This is a genomic window from Micromonospora sp. NPDC049089, from assembly GCF_040648775.1.
Taxonomy (GTDB): domain Bacteria; phylum Actinomycetota; class Actinomycetes; order Mycobacteriales; family Micromonosporaceae; genus Micromonospora.
Window position 1 is genome coordinate 1 of sequence record NZ_JBEZEH010000037.1, and the last position, 17533, is coordinate 17533.

At 69.1% G+C, this 17533-nt stretch carries 18 protein-coding genes and 1 tRNA gene; 10 read left to right on the forward strand and 9 right to left on the reverse strand.

The features are described from left to right. Positions 1–80: 80 nt before the first annotated feature. A complete protein-coding gene (locus AB0B48_RS09395) occupies positions 81–623 on the reverse strand; it encodes a type 1 glutamine amidotransferase domain-containing protein (protein WP_357198321.1) in 543 nt (180 codons plus the stop codon). A 184-nt stretch (positions 624–807) separates the two neighbouring features. Between AB0B48_RS09395 and rfaE2 the strand changes: the two genes are divergently transcribed. Then, entirely contained in the window at positions 808–2637 is a 1830-nt protein-coding gene (gene rfaE2 / locus AB0B48_RS09400) for a D-glycero-beta-D-manno-heptose 1-phosphate adenylyltransferase (RefSeq protein ID WP_357198324.1), read from the forward strand. Continuing rightward, a complete protein-coding gene (locus AB0B48_RS09405; RefSeq protein ID WP_357198327.1) occupies positions 2634–3512 on the forward strand; it encodes a glycosyltransferase family A protein in 879 nt (292 codons plus the stop codon). Before rfaE2 ends, AB0B48_RS09405 begins: the two co-directional genes overlap by 4 nt. Position 3513: 1 nt before the next feature. On the opposite strand, the gene AB0B48_RS09410 is transcribed toward AB0B48_RS09405, so the two are convergent. Genes AB0B48_RS09410 through AB0B48_RS09420 form a run of 3 tightly spaced genes read right to left on the reverse strand, consistent with a single transcriptional unit; the run spans position 3514 to position 5683 of the window. Beyond that, complete coding sequence (locus AB0B48_RS09410; RefSeq protein ID WP_357198330.1) at positions 3514–4620, reverse strand: glycosyltransferase family 9 protein; 1107 nt, start codon at positions 4618–4620, stop codon at positions 3514–3516. Positions 4621–4628: 8 nt separating this feature from the next. Further along, a complete protein-coding gene (locus AB0B48_RS09415) occupies positions 4629–5180 on the reverse strand; it encodes an Hsp20/alpha crystallin family protein (RefSeq protein WP_357198332.1) in 552 nt (183 codons plus the stop codon). Continuing rightward, entirely contained in the window at positions 5180–5683 is a 504-nt protein-coding gene (locus AB0B48_RS09420) for a DUF2231 domain-containing protein (RefSeq protein WP_357198335.1), read from the reverse strand. The genes AB0B48_RS09415 and AB0B48_RS09420 overlap by 1 nt, the downstream gene beginning before the upstream one ends. A 167-nt stretch (positions 5684–5850) precedes the next feature. On the opposite strand from AB0B48_RS09420, the gene AB0B48_RS09425 reads away from it, so the two are divergent. Beyond that, positions 5851–6468 (forward strand): pyridoxamine 5'-phosphate oxidase family protein, encoded by a 618-nt coding sequence (locus tag AB0B48_RS09425; protein WP_357198338.1) that lies wholly within the window; start codon positions 5851–5853, stop codon positions 6466–6468. A gap of 23 nt (positions 6469–6491) precedes the next feature. Here AB0B48_RS09425 and AB0B48_RS09430 read toward each other — a convergent pair whose 3' ends face one another. Both AB0B48_RS09430 and AB0B48_RS09435 read right to left on the reverse strand, forming a co-directional pair. Then, a complete protein-coding gene (locus tag AB0B48_RS09430; protein ID WP_357198341.1) occupies positions 6492–7094 on the reverse strand; it encodes a DUF4240 domain-containing protein in 603 nt (200 codons plus the stop codon). Between the two features lie 31 nt (positions 7095–7125). Beyond that, positions 7126–7530 (reverse strand): VOC family protein, encoded by a 405-nt coding sequence (locus AB0B48_RS09435; protein WP_357198344.1) that lies wholly within the window; start codon positions 7528–7530, stop codon positions 7126–7128. Positions 7531–7581: 51 nt separating this feature from the next. Here AB0B48_RS09435 and AB0B48_RS09440 point away from each other — a divergent pair, with 51 nt between their 5' ends. The 6 genes from AB0B48_RS09440 (at position 7582) to AB0B48_RS09465 (ending at position 14242) form a co-directional block, all read left to right on the forward strand. After that, positions 7582–8226 carry a class I SAM-dependent methyltransferase gene (locus tag AB0B48_RS09440; protein WP_357198347.1) on the forward strand — a complete coding sequence of 215 codons (645 nt, stop codon included), beginning with the start codon at positions 7582–7584 and terminating at the stop codon, positions 8224–8226. Between the two features lie 142 nt (positions 8227–8368). Beyond that, the gene (locus AB0B48_RS09445; RefSeq protein WP_357198350.1) at positions 8369–9700 is read left to right on the forward strand and encodes a helix-turn-helix transcriptional regulator; all 1332 of its coding nucleotides are present in this window, start codon (positions 8369–8371) and stop codon (positions 9698–9700) included. A gap of 266 nt (positions 9701–9966) precedes the next feature. Further along, positions 9967–10542: a TIR domain-containing protein gene (locus AB0B48_RS09450; protein ID WP_357198352.1), complete on the forward strand. Its 576-nt coding sequence runs from the start codon at positions 9967–9969 to the stop codon at positions 10540–10542. Continuing rightward, a complete protein-coding gene (locus AB0B48_RS09455; RefSeq protein WP_357198355.1) occupies positions 10532–12754 on the forward strand; it encodes a hypothetical protein in 2223 nt (740 codons plus the stop codon). The genes AB0B48_RS09450 and AB0B48_RS09455 overlap by 11 nt, the downstream gene beginning before the upstream one ends. 160 nt (positions 12755–12914) lie before the next feature. Continuing rightward, on the forward strand, positions 12915–13748 hold the full coding sequence (locus tag AB0B48_RS09460; protein WP_357198358.1) for a hypothetical protein: 834 nt from the start codon (positions 12915–12917) through the stop codon (positions 13746–13748). Then, the gene (locus AB0B48_RS09465) at positions 13745–14242 is read left to right on the forward strand and encodes a hypothetical protein (RefSeq protein WP_357198361.1); all 498 of its coding nucleotides are present in this window, start codon (positions 13745–13747) and stop codon (positions 14240–14242) included. Before AB0B48_RS09460 ends, AB0B48_RS09465 begins: the two co-directional genes overlap by 4 nt. Before the next feature lie 35 nt (positions 14243–14277). Here the strand turns inward: AB0B48_RS09465 and AB0B48_RS09470 are convergent, their stop codons facing one another. The 3 genes from AB0B48_RS09470 to AB0B48_RS09480 form a co-directional block, all read right to left on the reverse strand. Then, positions 14278–14667, reverse strand: a complete 390-nt coding sequence (locus tag AB0B48_RS09470) for a hypothetical protein (RefSeq protein WP_357198364.1) — start codon at positions 14665–14667, stop codon at positions 14278–14280. 194 nt (positions 14668–14861) lie between these two features. Next, entirely contained in the window at positions 14862–15038 is a 177-nt protein-coding gene (locus AB0B48_RS09475; RefSeq protein ID WP_357198367.1) for a hypothetical protein, read from the reverse strand. Between the two features lie 406 nt (positions 15039–15444). Continuing rightward, positions 15445–15521: transfer RNA gene (locus AB0B48_RS09480), tRNA-Thr, on the reverse strand. A gap of 144 nt (positions 15522–15665) precedes the next feature. On the opposite strand from AB0B48_RS09480, the gene AB0B48_RS09485 reads away from it, so the two are divergent. Continuing rightward, positions 15666–17408, forward strand: coding sequence for a metallophosphoesterase (locus tag AB0B48_RS09485; protein WP_357198370.1), 1743 nt, complete (start codon positions 15666–15668; stop codon positions 17406–17408). Positions 17409–17533 lie beyond the last annotated feature (125 nt).

Here is a 17533-nt window from a genome sequence, read left to right on the forward strand (position 1 = left end):
CCTGACGCAAACCTCTTGATCACCGGGGAAAGGGGGGTGGGGGGTTGGGGTGGGGGGTGGGGTGGGGGGTGGGGTGGGAGTTAGGGGGTTGTGAAGGTTTTGGTGATCGTTTCGCAGAAGGCGGGGAGGTCGTCGGGTTTGCGGCTGCTGGTCAGGTTGCCGTCGGTGACGTACTCCTCGTCCACCCAGATGGCGCCCGCGTTCGTCAGGTCGGTACGCAGGGTCGGCCAGGAGGTGATACGACGGCCACGCACGACGTCCGCCTCGATCAGCGTCCACGGGCCGTGACAGATCACCCCGACGGGCTTGTCCGCGTCGAAGAACGCCTTCACGAACCGCACCGCGTCCGGGTCGCCCCGCAGGAAGTCCGGGTTCGCCACCCCTCCGGGCAGCACCAACGCGTCGTAGCCGGCGGCGTCGGCCTTGTCGACGGTCACGTCCACGTCGTACGTCTTGGAGTGGTCCAGGTGGTTGAAGGACTGGATGGAACCGGGCTTCAGCGAGACCAGCTCGGCCGTCGCGCCTGCGTTCTCGACCGCCTCGCGTGGCTGGACGTACTCGACCTCCTCGACGCCGTCGGCGGCCAGGAAGGCGATCCGCTTGCCCTGCAATGTCGCTGCCATCTCGGTACATCTCCTTTCCGGGGGGGTACCTCAATCCCCTTCCCGCCCTCGAACGCCCGAAACAGGTCGGAGCGGTGTCGGACCGGCTCGGACCGGTCAGACACCGCCGAAGACCCCCTGACCAGCGGCGGGGACCGGTCGGCGCGCAGGTTTGTCCGCCAGGCCGCTGGGGACCCGGGGAGGCATGGCAGGAGCAGCAGCGGAGCAGCGCCGGCTCGCCACCGTCGTGGAGAGCTGGCTCGGACGCCCAGTCCTGATCGTCGGTGACGCCATGTTGGACGAATGGCGGTTCGCCGACTCCGACCGGCTCTGCCGGGAGGCGCCCGCCCCGGTCCTCACCCTGCGTCGGCGGATCTCCGCCGCCGGTGGGGCCGCGAACACCGCCGTCAACGTCGCCGCCCTCGGCGGCCGCGCGGTGCTGGTGGCACCGGTCGGCGCCGACGTCGCCGGGGACGAACTGCACGACTGCCTGGACCGCGCGAGCGTCTGGGACCGCACCGTCAACCAACCCGGGCGACCCACACCGGTGAAGCGGCGGATGTTGGCCGGCAACCAGATCCTGCTGCGTGAGGACTCCGGCGACCCGGAGGACGCGTTGGACCACGACGGGGTGAGCCGGCTGCTCACCGCCCTGAGTTGCGCCACCGAGGAGTTGCGCGCCGCCGCCGGTGGGGAGGCGCCGACCCTGGTGGTCTGCGACTACGGCCTGGGCGCGCTGCCCGCGCCGGTCCGCGCGTGGCTGGTCGAGAACCGCCAGCGGTACGCCACAGTCGCGCTGGATGCCCACGACCTGGCCGACTGGCGGGGTCTCGCGCCGACAGTGGTCACCCCCAGCTTCGCCGAGGCGACCCGACTGTTGGCCCGCGCGGGCGGTACGACCCGACCGACCGGCGGGACCGAACTGCACCTGGAACACCCGGACGGTGACCCCGTCGACGGGCCGTCCGAGATGACCGTCGGCGCGGCCCCGGGGGCGGTACGCGCCGACGACACCGCCGCCGAGCTGACCCGGGCCGACCGCCCGGGGCCGGTCGGCGAGCCCACCCCGGGTGAGGGACGGGTCGCCCTCACCGGCGACGGGCTCAGCGTCACCGGCACCGGCGTCACAGTGAACACCCGGGCCGGGGAGGGCGTCGACCGGGCTGTCCTGGCCAAGTCGCGGCTGGCCGAACTGCGTGCGCACACCGGTGCCGACGTGGTCGCGGTGACCCTGGACACCGAGGGCGCTGTGGTCGGCGGCGCCGACGGGGAGCCACGCCGCAGCCACAGCACTCCGGTGCCGGCAAGTCACGCCGTGGGTGCCGGCGACGCGTACCTGGCGGCGATGACGTTGGCCCTGGCGGCCGACGCGCCCCTGCCGACCGCCGCCCAACTCGCCCAACTCGCGGCCACCATCACCGTCTCGGACACCGGCACCTGCGTGTGCCGACGCGACGACCTGCTCGCCGCTTTGGGCCAGCCGACCGACACCACGAGCCACCCCGCGCTGGTCAGTGGCGACGAGTTGGACACGATCGTCGCCGGGTACCGCGAGGCGGGACGGTCGGTGGTCTTCACCAACGGCTGCTTCGACGTGCTGCATCGCGGGCATGTGCGCTACCTGGAGCAGGCCCGCGCGTTGGGCGACCTGCTCATCGTGGCGGTCAACTCGGACGGCAGCGTACGACGGCTGAAGGGCCCGGACCGGCCGGTCAACCCGGTCGAGGACCGGGGTGCTCTGCTTGCCGCGCTCGCCTGCGTGGACCACGTGGTGGTCTTCGAGGAGGATTCACCAGCGGCGCTGATCGAGGCGGTCCGACCGGACGTGTACGTCAAGGGCGGCGACTATCCGCCGGAGCTGGTGCCGGAGGCGCCGCTGGTGCGCCGGCTGGGCGGCCAGGTGCGCACCCTGGGGTACGTGCCGGACCGGTCCACCTCCGCGATCATCGAGCGGATCCGGTCGCACAGCCAGGACCCGTCGCCACACCTCGACGACCGGGAGCCCGACCCGTCGCTGCGCACCCAGGCGTCGTGAACCGCCCTCTCGACGCCGGCACCCCGGAGGAGTTCCGCACCGACCGGCTGGTCGACGTGCTGATTCCGACCCGGAACCGGCCGGCCGAACTGGCCGTCACTCTGGGCGGGCTCGCCGCCCAGGACGGGGTACCCGGCTTCGGCGTGGTCGTCAGCGATCAGTCCGACGGGGATCCGGCGTACGCGCATCCGGCCGCGGCCACAATGGTCCGGGCGCTGCGCCACCGGGGCCACCCGGTGCTGCTGACCCGCCGGCTGCCCCGACGGGGGTTGGCCGAACACCGCGCCTACCTGCTCGCCGCCTCGGCCGCCCGGTACGTCCTCAGCCTCGACGACGACATCTGGCTGGAACCGGGTGCGCTGCACCGACTGGTCACCGCGATCGGTGAGCTGGGCTGCGGGTTCGTCGGCAACGGCGTGCACGGGCTCTCGTACACCGACGACGTGCGGCCGGAGTCGCACGGTCACTACGAGGAGTGGGTCGGGCCGCCCACACCGGAGCGCATCCGACCCGACACCCCGCAGTGGAACCGGGCCCGGATCCACTCGGCCGCGAACCTGCTGCACATCACCGAGCAGTTGGCGCTGCCGCCGGGCGCGTGGCGGGCGTACAAGGTCTCCTGGATCGGCGGGTGCGTGCTCTACGACCGGGCCAAGCTCGTCGAGGCCGGCGGCTTCGACTTCTGGCGTCGGGTGCAGGAGAAGCACCAGGGCGAGGACGTGGCGGCGCAGCTGGCCGTGTTGTCCCGCTACGGTGGCGCGGGCATCCTGCCCAGCGGCGCGTACCACCTGGAGTCCCCCACCACCGTCACCGACCGGGACGTGGAGGCGTGGGAGGTCGTCCTCGCCGAGGAGGACACCCCGCAGCCGGCCTGAACTACCGGGTGAGCAACTCTCGGGCGGCTTCCAGCACCTCGATCACCGGTACGTCGGTCACGAACGAGTCCCGATGCGGGCAGTCACCGTCGCCGGGTCGGTGCGGGTAGATGCCCGGCGTGCAGTCGACCCCGCAGACCGGGCAGTGCACCGTCCACGAGCTGATCGGGCGGTGCCGGCCCCGCAGCGGGCTGGCCCCGTTGATCAGGTTGCCGACCCAGAAGATGCCCACCGTTGGCGTGCCCACCGCGGCGGCCAGGTGCAGCGGGCCGGTGTCGTTCGAGACGACCAACGCACAGTCGGCGTAGCAGCCCACCAACCCACCCAGGCTGAGCGTGCCCACCTGCGGGCGCACCGGTACCTGCGCCGCAGCGACGACCCGGTCGACCACCTCCTGCTCGGAGGGCGTGCCGGTGACAAGCACCTCGTAGCCGTCCTCGTGCAGCGCTCGGGCCACCTCGGCGAAGCGCTCGGCGGGCCAGCGGCGGCGGGTGTCGGTGGCGCCCGGATGCAACGCCACCCGGGGACGGCTCGCCGGGCCGAGCACCTGGGCGGCCTCGGCCCGGTCGGCGTCGGTCACCGCCAGCGTCGGCGTGATGGTGGTGGCCGGCGCTCCCGCCAGCGCCACCACCTCCAGGTAGCGGATCACCTCGTGCTGGTAGTAGACGTAGCGCAGCCACCGGTCCAGCGGCGGCGCGTCCTCGGCCCGCAGGCCGACGGTTAACCGGGCACCGAGCCGGCTGATCAGCGGGTTGGAGTTGGCACCCCCGCCGTGGATCTGCACCGCCAGGTCGAATTCCGCAGCGGCGGCAGCGGCCACGAAGTCGTCGACCGACGACTCCGGTTCGCCCGGCTCCGGCGTACGGATGCCGGGTGCCGGCGGCACGACCAGCACCCGGTCCACCGGGCCGGGCCGGTCGCGCCAGAGCTTCGCGTGCCACGGCGCCCCGAGCAGCACGATCTCCGCCGAGGGGTACGCGCTGCGCAGGGCGTCCAGCGCCGGTAGGGCGAAGATGAAGTCACCGAGCGCGTTGGCGCGCAGCACGGCGATCCGCCGTACGTCGGGGAGGCGCTCGGCGGTCGGGCCGAGCACGGACGGGGTGACCACCCGACCCGCTACGGCCGGTCGATCTCGCCGGCGGTGTCCGGGCGGTGCAGCTCCCGGTCCGCGGCGGGATCGGCTGGCATCGGCGTACCAGTGGAGAGATCGCCGGAGCGCGGCCCGGTGCGGCCGACGGTGATGGTGCGCGGCGCGGGCCGCGTCGCCCGTGGCAGCCGCACCCGCAGCAGGCCGTGGTCCATCACCGCGTCGATGGTGTCCGGGTCGACGCGCGCGGGCAGGTTGACCCGGTATTCGAAGCCGCGCGTCTCGAAGCCGCCGGGGATGCCGTGGTCGGCGTTGACCTCCGCCTCCGAGCGGGCCCGCACGCACAACTCGCGGTCGTCCAACTCGACGGCCACCTCCTCCGGCGCCACTCCGGGCAGCCGGACGACGACCTCCCAGCCGTCCGAGGTCTCGGTCAACTCGACGTCGGACCCCCCGCCGCGACCACCGACCAGGCGACTCAACTCGGAGCGCAGCGACTGCAACTCACCCATCGGGTCCCAGCCCTGCTGCCGGCTGCCGCGCCACCCCCGGCCGAAGCCGCCGAACTGCTGCTCGCTCATCACACCTCTCCGATCCGCTGGGTGGCCGTCGGCGGCCGTAGTGAGCTGGGCGCGTCCAGGCCGGCGTCACGGTCGACGCCCACACCGAGCCGGTCGACCAGCTCGCCACCGAGCCAGGCGCTGATGCCGAGAATCGCCAGCGCGACCAGTTCGATGGCGATCAGCGCCCCGCCGGCGGCCCGGGAGTCCGCGTTGAGCCGCACCGCCCACACGGCGGCGAAGAGCAGGATCACCGCGACGTTGGCGCCCGCGTGCAGCAGACCCACCCGCTTGGCGCGGGTGCCGCTCGGTATCGCCAGCAGGTCGAACGAGCCGGCCGCAGCGGCGAGCAGGCCGCCGATCAGGCCGACGGTGATGTTCCAGTACGCGACCTCGCCGAGGAAGTCGGGACCGCCGACCGTGTCCACCACGTCGAACAACACCGCAGTGGCCAGCAACGCCACCGGGAACATGACAAGCATCGGATGGACTGGGTGACCCAGCACCTTGAGTCGGCTCTCCATCTCCCGGCCCTCCACTGGTCGGCGTCCTGCGGAACGGTCCACGTCGGCGAGCACGTCGGGTGAGGCCGTACCCCCGGCAACCCGGCACAAACCTCGCGCTGGTCACGGCGGCCTAGGCTGATGACGGTGGTGCCCACCACCGGGTCAACGCCTGAGGGAGGACCAACGTGACGGTGGAGATCACCTCGCACGAGGAGTTGCGCGAGTTGCTCGGTGAGCCGAGCACGCGGGCCGCCAACAAGGACCGCACCCGCCTGCACGAACGGGACCGCGAGTGGCTCGGTGCCTCGCCGTTCTGTCTCATGGCCACGGCCGGCGCGGACGGCAGCTGCGACGTCTCACCCAAGGGCGACCCGGCCGGGTTCGCCCTGGTGCTGGACGACACGACGCTCGCGCTGCCGGAGCGGCCCGGCAACAAGCGGGCCGACGGCTACCGCAACATCCTCGACAACCCGCACATCGGGTTGCTCTTCCTGATCCCCGGGCGGACCGACACGCTGCGCATCAACGGGCGGGCCCGCCTGGTCAGCGACGCGCCCTGGTTCGACGACATGGTGGTCAAGGGGCACCGGCCGGTGCTCGCCGTGGTGGTGGAGATCGAGCAGATCTTCTACCACTGCGCGAAGGCGTTCCTGCGGTCCGCGCTGTGGCGGCCGGAGACCTGGCAGCCCGAGGCACTGCCGTCCCGGGCACGCCTGATCAAGGAGGTCGAGGCCCCGACGGAGAGCCTCGAAGACCTGGAAAGGCACTACGGCCCCGAGTACGCCACGAAGATCTACGTCTGAACTGCTTCGCCGGGCCGGATCGGCTACGCCTCGGCCGGCTGCGACCGGTCCGCCTCGTCGGCACGCCAGGCCGACCAACCGGCCGGGTTACCGAACGACTCCCGGGAGATCCCCGAGCCGGTCTCCGGCCACGAACCGAACCGGTCGTTGTGCAGGTGCGCGAAGAGGTAACACATGCCTTCGCAGTCGGCGTCCAGCAGCGCCATCGCGGGGTCGGCACGAACAGCTTCGTAGTAGGCCCGACCCAGGGCGACGATGAAACCGCGGGCGTAGAGGAAACCGTCGTCCGACCCGTCGGTCACCTCGTGGATGTCCTCCCGATCGATGTCGTACAGCTTGCGCTCCACCACCCGGTCCAGATCGGTCAGCTCCTGCCCGGTCAGCCCGACGGTCAACTGCCCGAGCCGGTCCAGGAAGGCATCAAGCCAGGCGTCGATCGCGTAGGACGGGTCGACATCGTCGACATCATCGCCGTCGTCAGCGGCGGGGTCGCGCTCAACGAGGGCCTGACGCAGCGCCAGGGGCTCGGCGCCCAACTCGGCCCAGGCAGCCTCGATGAGTGCCCACAGCCGGGCCTCGTCGGCAGGGGTGGGCAGCGTTCCAGGGGCATCGGTGGTCACGGTCACCGCAAGACCGTAACCACCACCACCGACGCTTTCAGGACTCCGCGGCGGAGACCATCCACAAGTGACCGTCCGGGTCGGCGAAGACGCCCGCGTACCCCCAGGGGTGGTCGGACGTCTCGGTGATGACCTCGGCGCCGGCGGCGCGGGCCCGCTCGACGACCGTGTCCGCGTCGACAGGCGAGTCGACAGTGAGGTTCAGCAGGCACTCGCTCTGGCCCCTCGGGGCGACCTCGTGCCGGCCGATCACCCAACCGAAGCCGCCGGTCGGGACGAGCATCAGGCGCAGCCCGTCATTGACCACGAACTGCAACGGTTCCGGGAGGCCGTCGTCGGCCAACTCGCCCACGGCTTCGAGGCCGAGGCCGTCGCGGTAGAACCGGTAAGAGATGGCGCGGTCGGCGATGGGCAGACTCACGATCACCGGTGCGGGAGTCATGGGTGGACGCCTCCAAGGTGCCAATCGTGTCGCTGAATTAACGTTGGCGTCGTGACGGTAGACGGCTGGCTGTCTGATACTCGCACCTCCTACGACACGGTGGCGGTCAGCTACGCGCGCCTGGTGCGTGACCTCCTCGCGGAAGCACCGTACGAACGAGCCGCTCTGGCCTCGTTCGCGGAGCTGGTGCTGGCCGCCGGCGGTGGGCCGGTCGCGGACGTGGGCTGCGGAACGGGGCGCATCACCGCCCACCTGCACACGCTCGGCGTGGACGCCTTCGGGATCGACCTCTCGCCCGGGATGATCGACGTCGCCCGCCGCGATCATCCGGAACTGAGGTTCGAGGTCGGTTCGATGACCGACCTCGATCGGGCCGACGGCTCGGTCGCCGGCCTGGTCGCCTGGTACTCCCTCATCCACATCCCCGACGACCAGATCGGCGTCGTGTTCGCGCACTTCCGGCGGGTGGTGCGCCCCGGTGGCCCGCTGCTGCTCGGCTTCCACGTGGGCGATGAAACGACCCTCAAGACCGAGGGGTACGGCGGACACCCGATGAACGTGCGCGTCCATCGTCGGCAGCCGGCCCAGGTGGCGGCCTGGCTACGCGAGAGCGGCTTCACAGTCGACTCGCAGACCACTGTCACCTCAGCGGAGAGCCGGCTCGGCGGCATCATCGTCGGACGACGGGCGCCCTGAGCCAGAGCATCGGCAATCCGACACGAGCCACCCGACGGGTGTCGCCGCCACCCGGATGGCCCATTGCTTCGAAATTTCCACACCCGCACAGTAAGTTGTCCGACCCCCTTTGCATCGGGCCTCAGGAGACGCGTGGTGAAACATGGTGGACGAACAGATCCAGCCGCTATCGTTCGGTGCCGAGTTGCGCAGACTAAGGACGGAAGCGGGACTGTCGCTTTCGCATTTTGCCCAGCGTGTCAACTACAGCAAGAGCCACCTCAGCAAGATCGAATCTGGCATTAAGAAGCCCAGCCAGGCATTGGCCCGGCGTTGTGACCAGGGACTTGGCGCGTCCGGGGCATTGGCCCGGCTGGTGCAGCCAACAGCCCCCGTTCCGGGCTCCGACTCCGACCCCGACCCCGACTTCGACTCGCGCGAGGAGGTATGGACGATGCGGTTGACCAGCGATGGGCAGAACGATTTTGGCGCCTACGATCGACGCTCGGTCCTGACCGCCGGCGCGGCAACCCTTATGAGCTGGGCGATCACCCCGCCGCTCGACCGGGTCGGCGCCGCAGAGTCCACTCTGCCGATTTTCCGGGGCTGGTTGGACGAACTGCGGCGACTCGGGCAGAGTGCGCCGCCGGGCATGGTCAGCCAGATTCTTATCGCGACGACCAACGCCGTACAGGGTCTTGCCACCGATAACCAGTCATCGAGCCGGGGCGAGGCGTTGCGTTTGGCATCCCGTTTCGCCGAGTACACCGGCTGGATGGCACAGGAGAAAGGCGATGAGACCGCCGCGTTGTGGTGGACGGCGCACGCCATCAGGCTCGCGAGCGCAGGTGGGGATCCGGAGCTGGAATCCTATGGATTGGTCCGCCGCGCGGAACTGGCTCTTTACCGAGGTGACCCGATCGCCACGAAGGCGCTCGCCCGAGAGGCCCAGACCCGATCCCGCAGCGCACGCATCCGCAGCTTCGCGGCCCAACGTGAGGCGCAGGGCCATGCCATTGTCGGCGATGAGCGAGCCTGCCACCGAGCGCTGGAGCGGGCGGCCGAGTTCATGCGGGCCGGCCACGCGGAGGCCCCCGACGGCCCGACTCTCGGCAGCGCGACGATGACGGATCCGATCGCGTTCGTGACCGCGTGGTGTCTGCAGGACCTCGGGCGGCCACTCGAGGCGGCCGAGATCCTGGACCGCGAGTTGGGCTCGATAGCGCCGGACGCGCACCGGACCAGGGCGCGATATGGGGCACGCCTCGCCCTGGCCGCAGCCACCGTTGGCCAGGTCGAACGAGCCTGCGAGGTCCTGCGACCGGTACTCGACCGCGCCGGCACGATCGATTCCGCGACCGTGCGCCACGATCTACGTCGATTGAACCGCGAACTCGGCCGGTCGCGACGGCAGCACAGCGTCCGGCACATCATGCCGGGTCTCACTCTCGCCCTTCACTCCAACACACCGGAGCCACTACGGTACAGAGCGTAGTCCTTTCGGATAGCGCTCGCGCGGCTGATCAGCTTCGCCACTCCGCCACAGGACCACTTTTTCGCGCACCGAGCACTGTTGTCCATCCATTTGGGTGAGGACAACGGATTGCCGCGCCGCCATCCTGACTGACAGGATTCGTCACACCGGACTTTGCCAACAATCCATCCCTGCATCGGTTGGTGATCCGCATTGAACGACATTTGTCGACCCCACCGAAGACGGTCTGCGGTTAGCTGGGGCCGGCGCGCCAGAGAGGCAGCCTAATGACCGGTGTTTTTATCAACTACCGCACCGGCGACGCTTCCTACGCAGTTGGTCTGATTGATCAACGGTTGTGTCGCGAATTCGGTGCGGGCCAAATTTTCCGGGATCGTCGTTCGATGCGTCCTGGTACCGATTTCCCGCCCGAGCTCTCCCGGCAGCTCAAGCGGAGCAACGTACTGCTCGCCCTCATCGGGCCGAATTGGTTGACGATCTCCGACTCGTCGGGCGCCCGGCGGCTCGACAATCCGAAGGACTACGTCCGAATGGAGATCCGCCGGGCGTTGAAGCGAAGTATCGAGGTGATACCCGTCCTTCTCGCCGGAGCACCTCTACCAAAGGCAGACCAGTTGCCCGGCGATATCGCGGCGCTGCATCGTCGGCAATCATTCGAGCTGCGCGACCACAGCTCCGATCAGGATCTCGCCCAACTGGTCGAGGTGCTCGTTGAGCACGTTCCAAGCCCGCCCAGGACCTCGTCTCCGGCAAGCAACGGGCGGCACAGCTCCGTGAACATCCGCGCAAAACGGCTGGACATCGAAGGCCCGATCACCGGCGGTGATTCCTTTGGCCGATGAGGTAAACCCCGAGCCCTCCGGTGACCCGACGGCGACCGACGAGGCGGCAGCAGCGGGTGGCCGGGGAAAGACCCCGCTGGACGAAGCACTGAGCAACCCGAAGCCGAAGCACCCCGACGCTGAACAGGCGGGGAACGAGGACCAGGCACGAGAGCAGGAGGACTTCCGCGAGTCGTTAGCCGACGCAATCGGTGCCTTTGGCGGACGGACGTCGAACGTGACGCTCATCGGCCATAAGATCAACGTCACCGGGTCGATTACCGGCGGTGACGCGACGTTCGGCCGGGACAGCGCGAGTGCCCTACTGTCGACGATCGCGGTGAGCACCATCGAACGCATCGACCGGGTCTTCGTCCAACCCAGCGGTTACCCGGATCTCGTCGCAACCGCCGGCGATGACCGGGTGATCCTGCTGCGGGCGCGTCGGCGCTGGGGAAGCTCCACTACCGCCATCCAGCTCATGTCCGGCATGAAGGCGATCCACGAACTGCGTTTCAACGGATCGCTCGCCACACTCGAGGTGGAGGAGCTACCCAAGGGCTGCGGCTACGTGGTCGAACGACTCACCGCCACACAGCTCGGCGAGCTGCGCGAGCGGGACATCTCCGCACTGGAGGAGCGCTTCGCGAAGCGGGATGCCAGATTGGTGCTGATCCTGGACGCCGAGCGGCGGCTGCACGACCACGCCATAGCCCGGCTCGCCCGGGTCCTTGACGCACCGCCGTCGGCGTATGACCTGGTAGCCAGCCACCTTGCCGAGCACCTCAGCTCGCCCCGGGAGGCGGACGCCCTCCTGAAGGCGGATGGCCTGATGGAGGTGTTACAGGCCGTCGAGATCGACGCCTTCGATGTCCAGCAGTTGGTCGAGCTAGCCCAGGATCTTGCCGAGACGACAAAGGGCGAGAGCACCATCGATGAAGCTCTCGCCCGGTTCGAGGACCGCCGCCGGCTCGATGTCGAAGACTGGCTGGACGGCATCACCGAATTCGACCAGCGAGCCACAGTGGTGGCGCTGGCGGCTCTCGAGGGAATGCCCTACGACGCGGTCTCCCGGGCGGCGACGATGCTGGAACGGGCGTGGCGTGCGGAGGAGGGCGGCGATGCCCCGCCGAGTCGGGCCCGACGACCACGGAATGCCCGACTACGGGCGGCCCGGGCCCGGATCACCACCGAGGTACGGCGTACTCGGTACGGAACAGCAGAGTTGGAGGTTGCCTCCTTCGTATCGGCCGGCTATCCGGCTCGGGTGTTGGAGCACCTGTGGCGCGAGCACGACTACGACCGCGAGATCGTGCTGGACTGGCTGGAGGCCGTCTCCCAGGACGTCGAGGGGCGGGTACGGATCCGTGCGGCCAGCGCGATCGGATTCCTGGCCCGCATCGCCTTCGACACCATCAGGCGGGATGTCGTGGTGCCCTGGGCGGGTAGCGGTAACGGGGACGAGCGGGAGCGGGCCGTCGCCGCGCTGGCAATGCCCGCGAGGTATCCGGAAACCGGTGCCCAGGTGGTCCGTCTGGTACTGGACTGGTGCAGGCGGGACAGCCTGCCCCTGCGGATGACGGCCGCCAGGGCACTTGGCGCGAGCGTCGGTGAAGTCCTGCCCGGCGGCCCGGACAAGCAACTCGACGCGCTGGCGAAGAACGCCGGGCCCGCGCTTTCCATCGCGATCGGATTCAGCATTACCGAGCTCATGGTCCCGGCCAGCCCTGATCGCCGACTGGAGCTGCTACGGCTGCTGGAACGCTGGTCTCTGGAGGGGAGCGCTGGCCGACAACGGGCCGGCATCCTCGGCTTCCTCCAGGTTGCCGCGGGCTTGTGGACGAACGTGGCCGAGCCGGACGGCGAGGTCTCCTGGCCGACCCTGCTCAGGATGGCCGACGCCGAGCACGGTGTGGCCGCAGCCGATGCCGGGTCCGGTTCGCCGAGCGGGACGCGCGAGGTGATTGCAGGTCTGTGGGGGCGGTCCCTTGTCGCTCCGGGCGCCGATTACTCGGTCCGCAACGTGTTGCGTAGCTGGGCCTCGGCCGCCAAAGAGGCACCGGCGCTGCGGCCGCCCCTGATCAGTCTGCTTCAAGAGGCCGCCAAGACCCGACGCCAGGCGGATCTGCTGGCCTCGCACGCGAAGAACTGGCGCGACCAGCGCCCATACGCGCCAGACCTGGCCGAGAAATTGTTGAAAGTGCTGACTGAAGGGACGGTGCGGGTTGAGTAAGCCGGTGCTCAGCAAGCAGGAGCTTCGACGACTGCCGTTTCAGCGACGTCCGGTGGCGGATCCTGGTACGCGGCTGGTGTTCCAGATGCCGAGTGGTGAGTTGCTCGCACCCGACCCCCCGTTCACCACCGGCGATGTCTGGTGGCGTGGACCCAGGGCGGTGTACGTGGTGGACATTCGCCCGCACAACTCGTCGTTTCAGTGCACCCTGCCTTCCGAGGGCGACGCCCTGCACTTCGACGCGTCCATCGCGTTCGCCTGGACCGTACACAAGCCTGTCACAGTGGTTCGGGAGATGGTCGAGGATCCCCCTGGCGGTTGCCGGGGCCACCTCATTCAGCGAATGCGCGGTATCAGCCGGCGGTACTCGGCGTTGAATTCCGCCGCGGCGGAGCGGGCGATCTCACTCGAGCTCGGTCAGGATTCGATCGACCTCGACGAGATAGGTCTGCGGATCACCAATGTCACTGTGGAGTTGCGACTCGATCCCGAGCAGGCGCCCATCGCCAAGGATCTGGAAATCGCAGCGCTCCGGCAACGGCTGGCCGAGCAGGAGGAACGGGGCAAGGCCGCGATCAACCGGATCGCCCAGACCTCGGACTTGCAACTGCACGAGATCCGGGCGAAGTTCTACGCCGAACTCCTGTCCGGCGGCGGTGCCTCGATGGCCGGCAACCTACTCGCCCAGGATCCCACGAAGGCCGCAGAGGCCGCCGATTTCATGGTCGGGCTGTGGCAGCGGGACCAGGAGGTGGCGATGCGGGCGATGAAGGTGGTCCTGGAGAGCGATCAGCTTCGTCTCGGGGAGATCGACGGAGCCGTCTCGGCAGCGGTGGAAAGCTTTACCGCCCTTGTCTCGCAGGCCGGCAACAAACTCGCCCCCGGCGCGTTGGCGAGCGGTAAACCGATGCTTGCCCCGGCCCCCGAGAAGCCGGACGACTCCGACAGGCGAGGCGTGGACGATGACTCGGATGAGCGGACGGACGACAGATGATGCTGCTGGACAGGATCATCAACGGGATCCAGCAGGTGTTGTCCGTGCTGCCGGACGGGGCGCGGGGGTTCCTGTGGTTCCCGGTACTCGTGGCCGTGGTCGTCGTCGGTCTGTGGTTCGTGATCCGGCACCTGCTGGTCTGGCTGGGAAAGGCCGTTGTCACGATCCTGCGTTGGCTGATCATCTGGGTCGGCGCCATTCTCCTCGTCCCGGAGGTGCTGACCGCGTCGGTCTTCCGACGAGCCGGAAATCGGCCTCCGGGTCTCGTCTACGGATACGGCGACACGGTCGCCGAATCGGTCATCGGGCTGACCAAACTCTCGGACCGCACCGCGGCCGGCTTTGCTTGGGCAGCGCGCATGCACATCGTGCTCATCATGCTGCTCGCCGGCCTCTGGGTGTGGGGCTGGAATCAGAACCAGTGCACGTCGGTAACCACGGTGAACACCACCTGCGTCACGCCGATCAGCCAATGGTTCGAGGCACTTGAATGACCGCACGTGCCGACTGGAAGGACCAGGCTGCTCCGTCAGCCATACAGGAGGTAGACGGTGACGGCGGCAGCCGCGAGCAGCGATACGCCGTACAGGACGGTGATCGTCGGGCTTCGCGCGGCACGCAGGACCTCCCGGTAGCCCGGTCGGTCGATGTCGAGCTGCCACGGAGGGGTCGTTCCGTCCACGGCCCGCTGGTACAACGTCCGGTAGGCGCGTTCGAGGCTGAGGTAGTAGGCGTCGAGGGCCGCGAACGCGGCCACCACATACACCGCGAGGACAGCGACGGCCGGCCTCGTGCTGTTCGCGCCGAAACCGAGGAGCGCCGAGGCTACGGTGACGCACCAGCCTTTGACGGTGGTGGATTGCGACGACAGGCGGGCGACAACGGCTTGGATCATCTGAAGATGAACCTCGGTGGGCACGTCCTCATCCTAGATCGTCTATAGACGAAGAGGACTATCAGCACGGAGACCTAGTGGCCACAGTGACGGTGACGAGGCGGCATGAGCTGACCGACGTGCGCTTGGCGGAACTGGAGCCGTTGCTGCCCGTGGAAAGTGGGCGCGGACAGCCAGGAGCCAACCTGTCCGGGCGTTATTGGGGTTTCGGGGCCCCGTCACGGCACGTCCTTGACAGTTGCGGGCTGGTACCAGCTCTGGCGCTCCATCCACGCCTGGTGAGCGGCCTTGATCGCCGAAGCTCCTCCGCTGCTTTCGCGCTCCGCCAGGAAGCGATCCAACAGCCTGAACAAGGCGCCGCTTGCAGCACGGTTCTGAACGTCATCAAGCGGCACGAGCGGCCAGTACTCCTCGGGAGTAGCTAGCCGTCTGACGAGTGCCTGCCACATCAGGTTGTTACCGGCGTCGAACTGGATGACCAGCCACTCGCGTCACCCGTCCAACAGCCGAGCGTCAGCCATCTATCGGCCCTTCGCCACCACCAGGAACACCAGGCAACGGAACGGTTCGACGCCGACAACCGGGCCGACCCAGGTCTGGTCTCTGCCACCAGATGAGCGTCACCCTCAACATCTACGCACACGTGGCCCCCGAGGTCGCACGGGAAGCTGCGGCGGGGCTGGAGGGGGCGCTGTGGTCCGGTGAGTAGGTTGGCTGCTCGCTTGGCTGCTCGCCTTGGGGACGGCAAGCAAAAGGCCCAGGTCATGATCGGCGATCAAGCCGGTGACCTGGGCCTTTCCGTGGAGCCGCCTGACGGAATCGAACCGTCGACCTACGCATTACGAGTGCGTCGCTCTAGCCGACTGAGCTAAGGCGGCAACGATCAGCAAGTGTACGGCACCCCGGCGCCACCGACCGAACGGGATACCCCCTTGGCGCCGGCCAGCACCAACCGGACATCGGCTGCCATCTGGACGATTACCAGACAGCGGATGATCGGGTCCGGGACTACGCTGCGGCGGGTGAGCGACGAACGCGACGATTCCCCCCACCCGGAGCGTCCTGACCGTGCGCCGGCCGGTGAACGCGCCGCCCACCGGCCGCGTAGCACCGACCCGCTGGAGTTGGGCTTCACGCCGCGCAAGCCGGTGCCGTGGCTGGCGCCGTTCCTGTTGATCAGCACCGGCATCCGGACGCTGCTGGCGGTGCTCTTCGGGGCGTACCTCGACAAGCGCGAGTTGCAGAACGCGTTCGGCGACGACGTCTTCCGCCAGGTCGGGCCGGACGGCGGGCTGTGGCTCGACTACGTGGCCGACCTCGGCGACGGCTTCAACGCCACCTACTCCGTGGCGTACCTGCTGGCGCAACCCGAGTTGACCGTCGACGGGCACCGCCTGCCCCGGGCGCAGACGCTGGTGATGGGCGGCGACCAGGTGTATCCGTCGGCGGCCTACGCCGCGTACGAGGACCGGTGCAAGGGCCCCTACCAGGCTGCCCTTCCGGTGGCGCCGGCCGAGAAGCCGACGCTCTTCGCGGTGCCGGGCAACCACGACTGGTACGACGGCCTCACCGCGTTCCTGCGGTTGTTCGTCCGCTCCCGGGACCGCAACTTCGCGGGCTGGGGCACCGGGCAGTCCCGCTCCTACTTCGCCGTGGAGTTGCCGGCCGACTGGTGGTTGCTCGGCGTGGACGACCAGTCCGGCTCATACCTGGACGACCCGCAGCTGGCCTACTTCGACGAGGTGGCCCGCCGGCTCGGGCCGGAGTCCAAGGTGATCATCGCGGCGCCGGCGCCGACCTGGGTCAAGGCCGCCGACGACCCCACCGCGTACGACTCGATCGACTACTTCATCCGCACGATCATCGACCCGACCGGGGCGCGGGTGCGGCTGTTGCTCTCGGGCGACCTGCACCACTACGCCCGCTACTCCGGGGCCGACCGGCAGCTGATCACCTGCGGTGGGGGCGGCGCGTACCTCTACCCCACGCACAAGCTGCCAGAGCGCATCGAGGTGCCGCCGCGGGACACGCTGACCCGCAAGGCCAGCACCGCCCAGCCGTACGACCTGGTGGCCCGTTACCCTGACGCCGCGCGGTCGCGCCGCTACGGCTGGGGCATCTTCCCCCGGTTGCCGTTGCGCAATCCCGGCTTCACCACGTTGCTCGGCACCCTGCACACGCTGCTGATGCTGGCCATGGCCGGTGCGACGGCGAACTGGGCCGACAGCACCGACCAGCGGCTGTTCAGCGTCCCGCTGGTGGTGATGGTGCTCGTGACGGTGATCGCGGCGGCCCTGTTCGCCAAGCCGCCGAGCGCGAGCGGTAAACGCCACGCGCGGCACTGGATCCTCGGCGTCGGCCACGGCGTGGCGCAGGTGGCCCTGGCGGCGGGCGGCACCTGGGTCTGGTTGGCGCTGCCGTTCTACGACTGGCCATGGCCGCTGCCAGCGGTCGCCGCGGCGGTGCTCTACGGCCCGGTGATCGGACTGGTCGCCAGCCAACTGGTGGCGGCGTACCTGCTGGTGGCGGGCTCGTTCGGAGTGAACGTCAACGAACTCTTCGCCGGCCAGGGCATCGAGGACTCGAAGTCGTTCCTGCGACTGCGCATCGACCCGGACGGCACGTTGACCATCTATCCGCTGGGGGTGGACCGGGTCTCCCGCGACTGGCAGGTGAACCCCGACCAGTCCCCCACCCAGAGTTGGCTGACCCCCAAGTCCCCCCTGACCCCCCGCCTGACCGAACCCCCCACAGTCCTGCGCTGACCAACCCACCCCACCCCCTACCCCCACCTACCTGCCAACCTCACCCACCGTTGATCATGAAGTTATTGTCCCGACACGCCGTTCGGGATGGCAATAACTTCATGATCAACGGTGGAGAGGCGGAC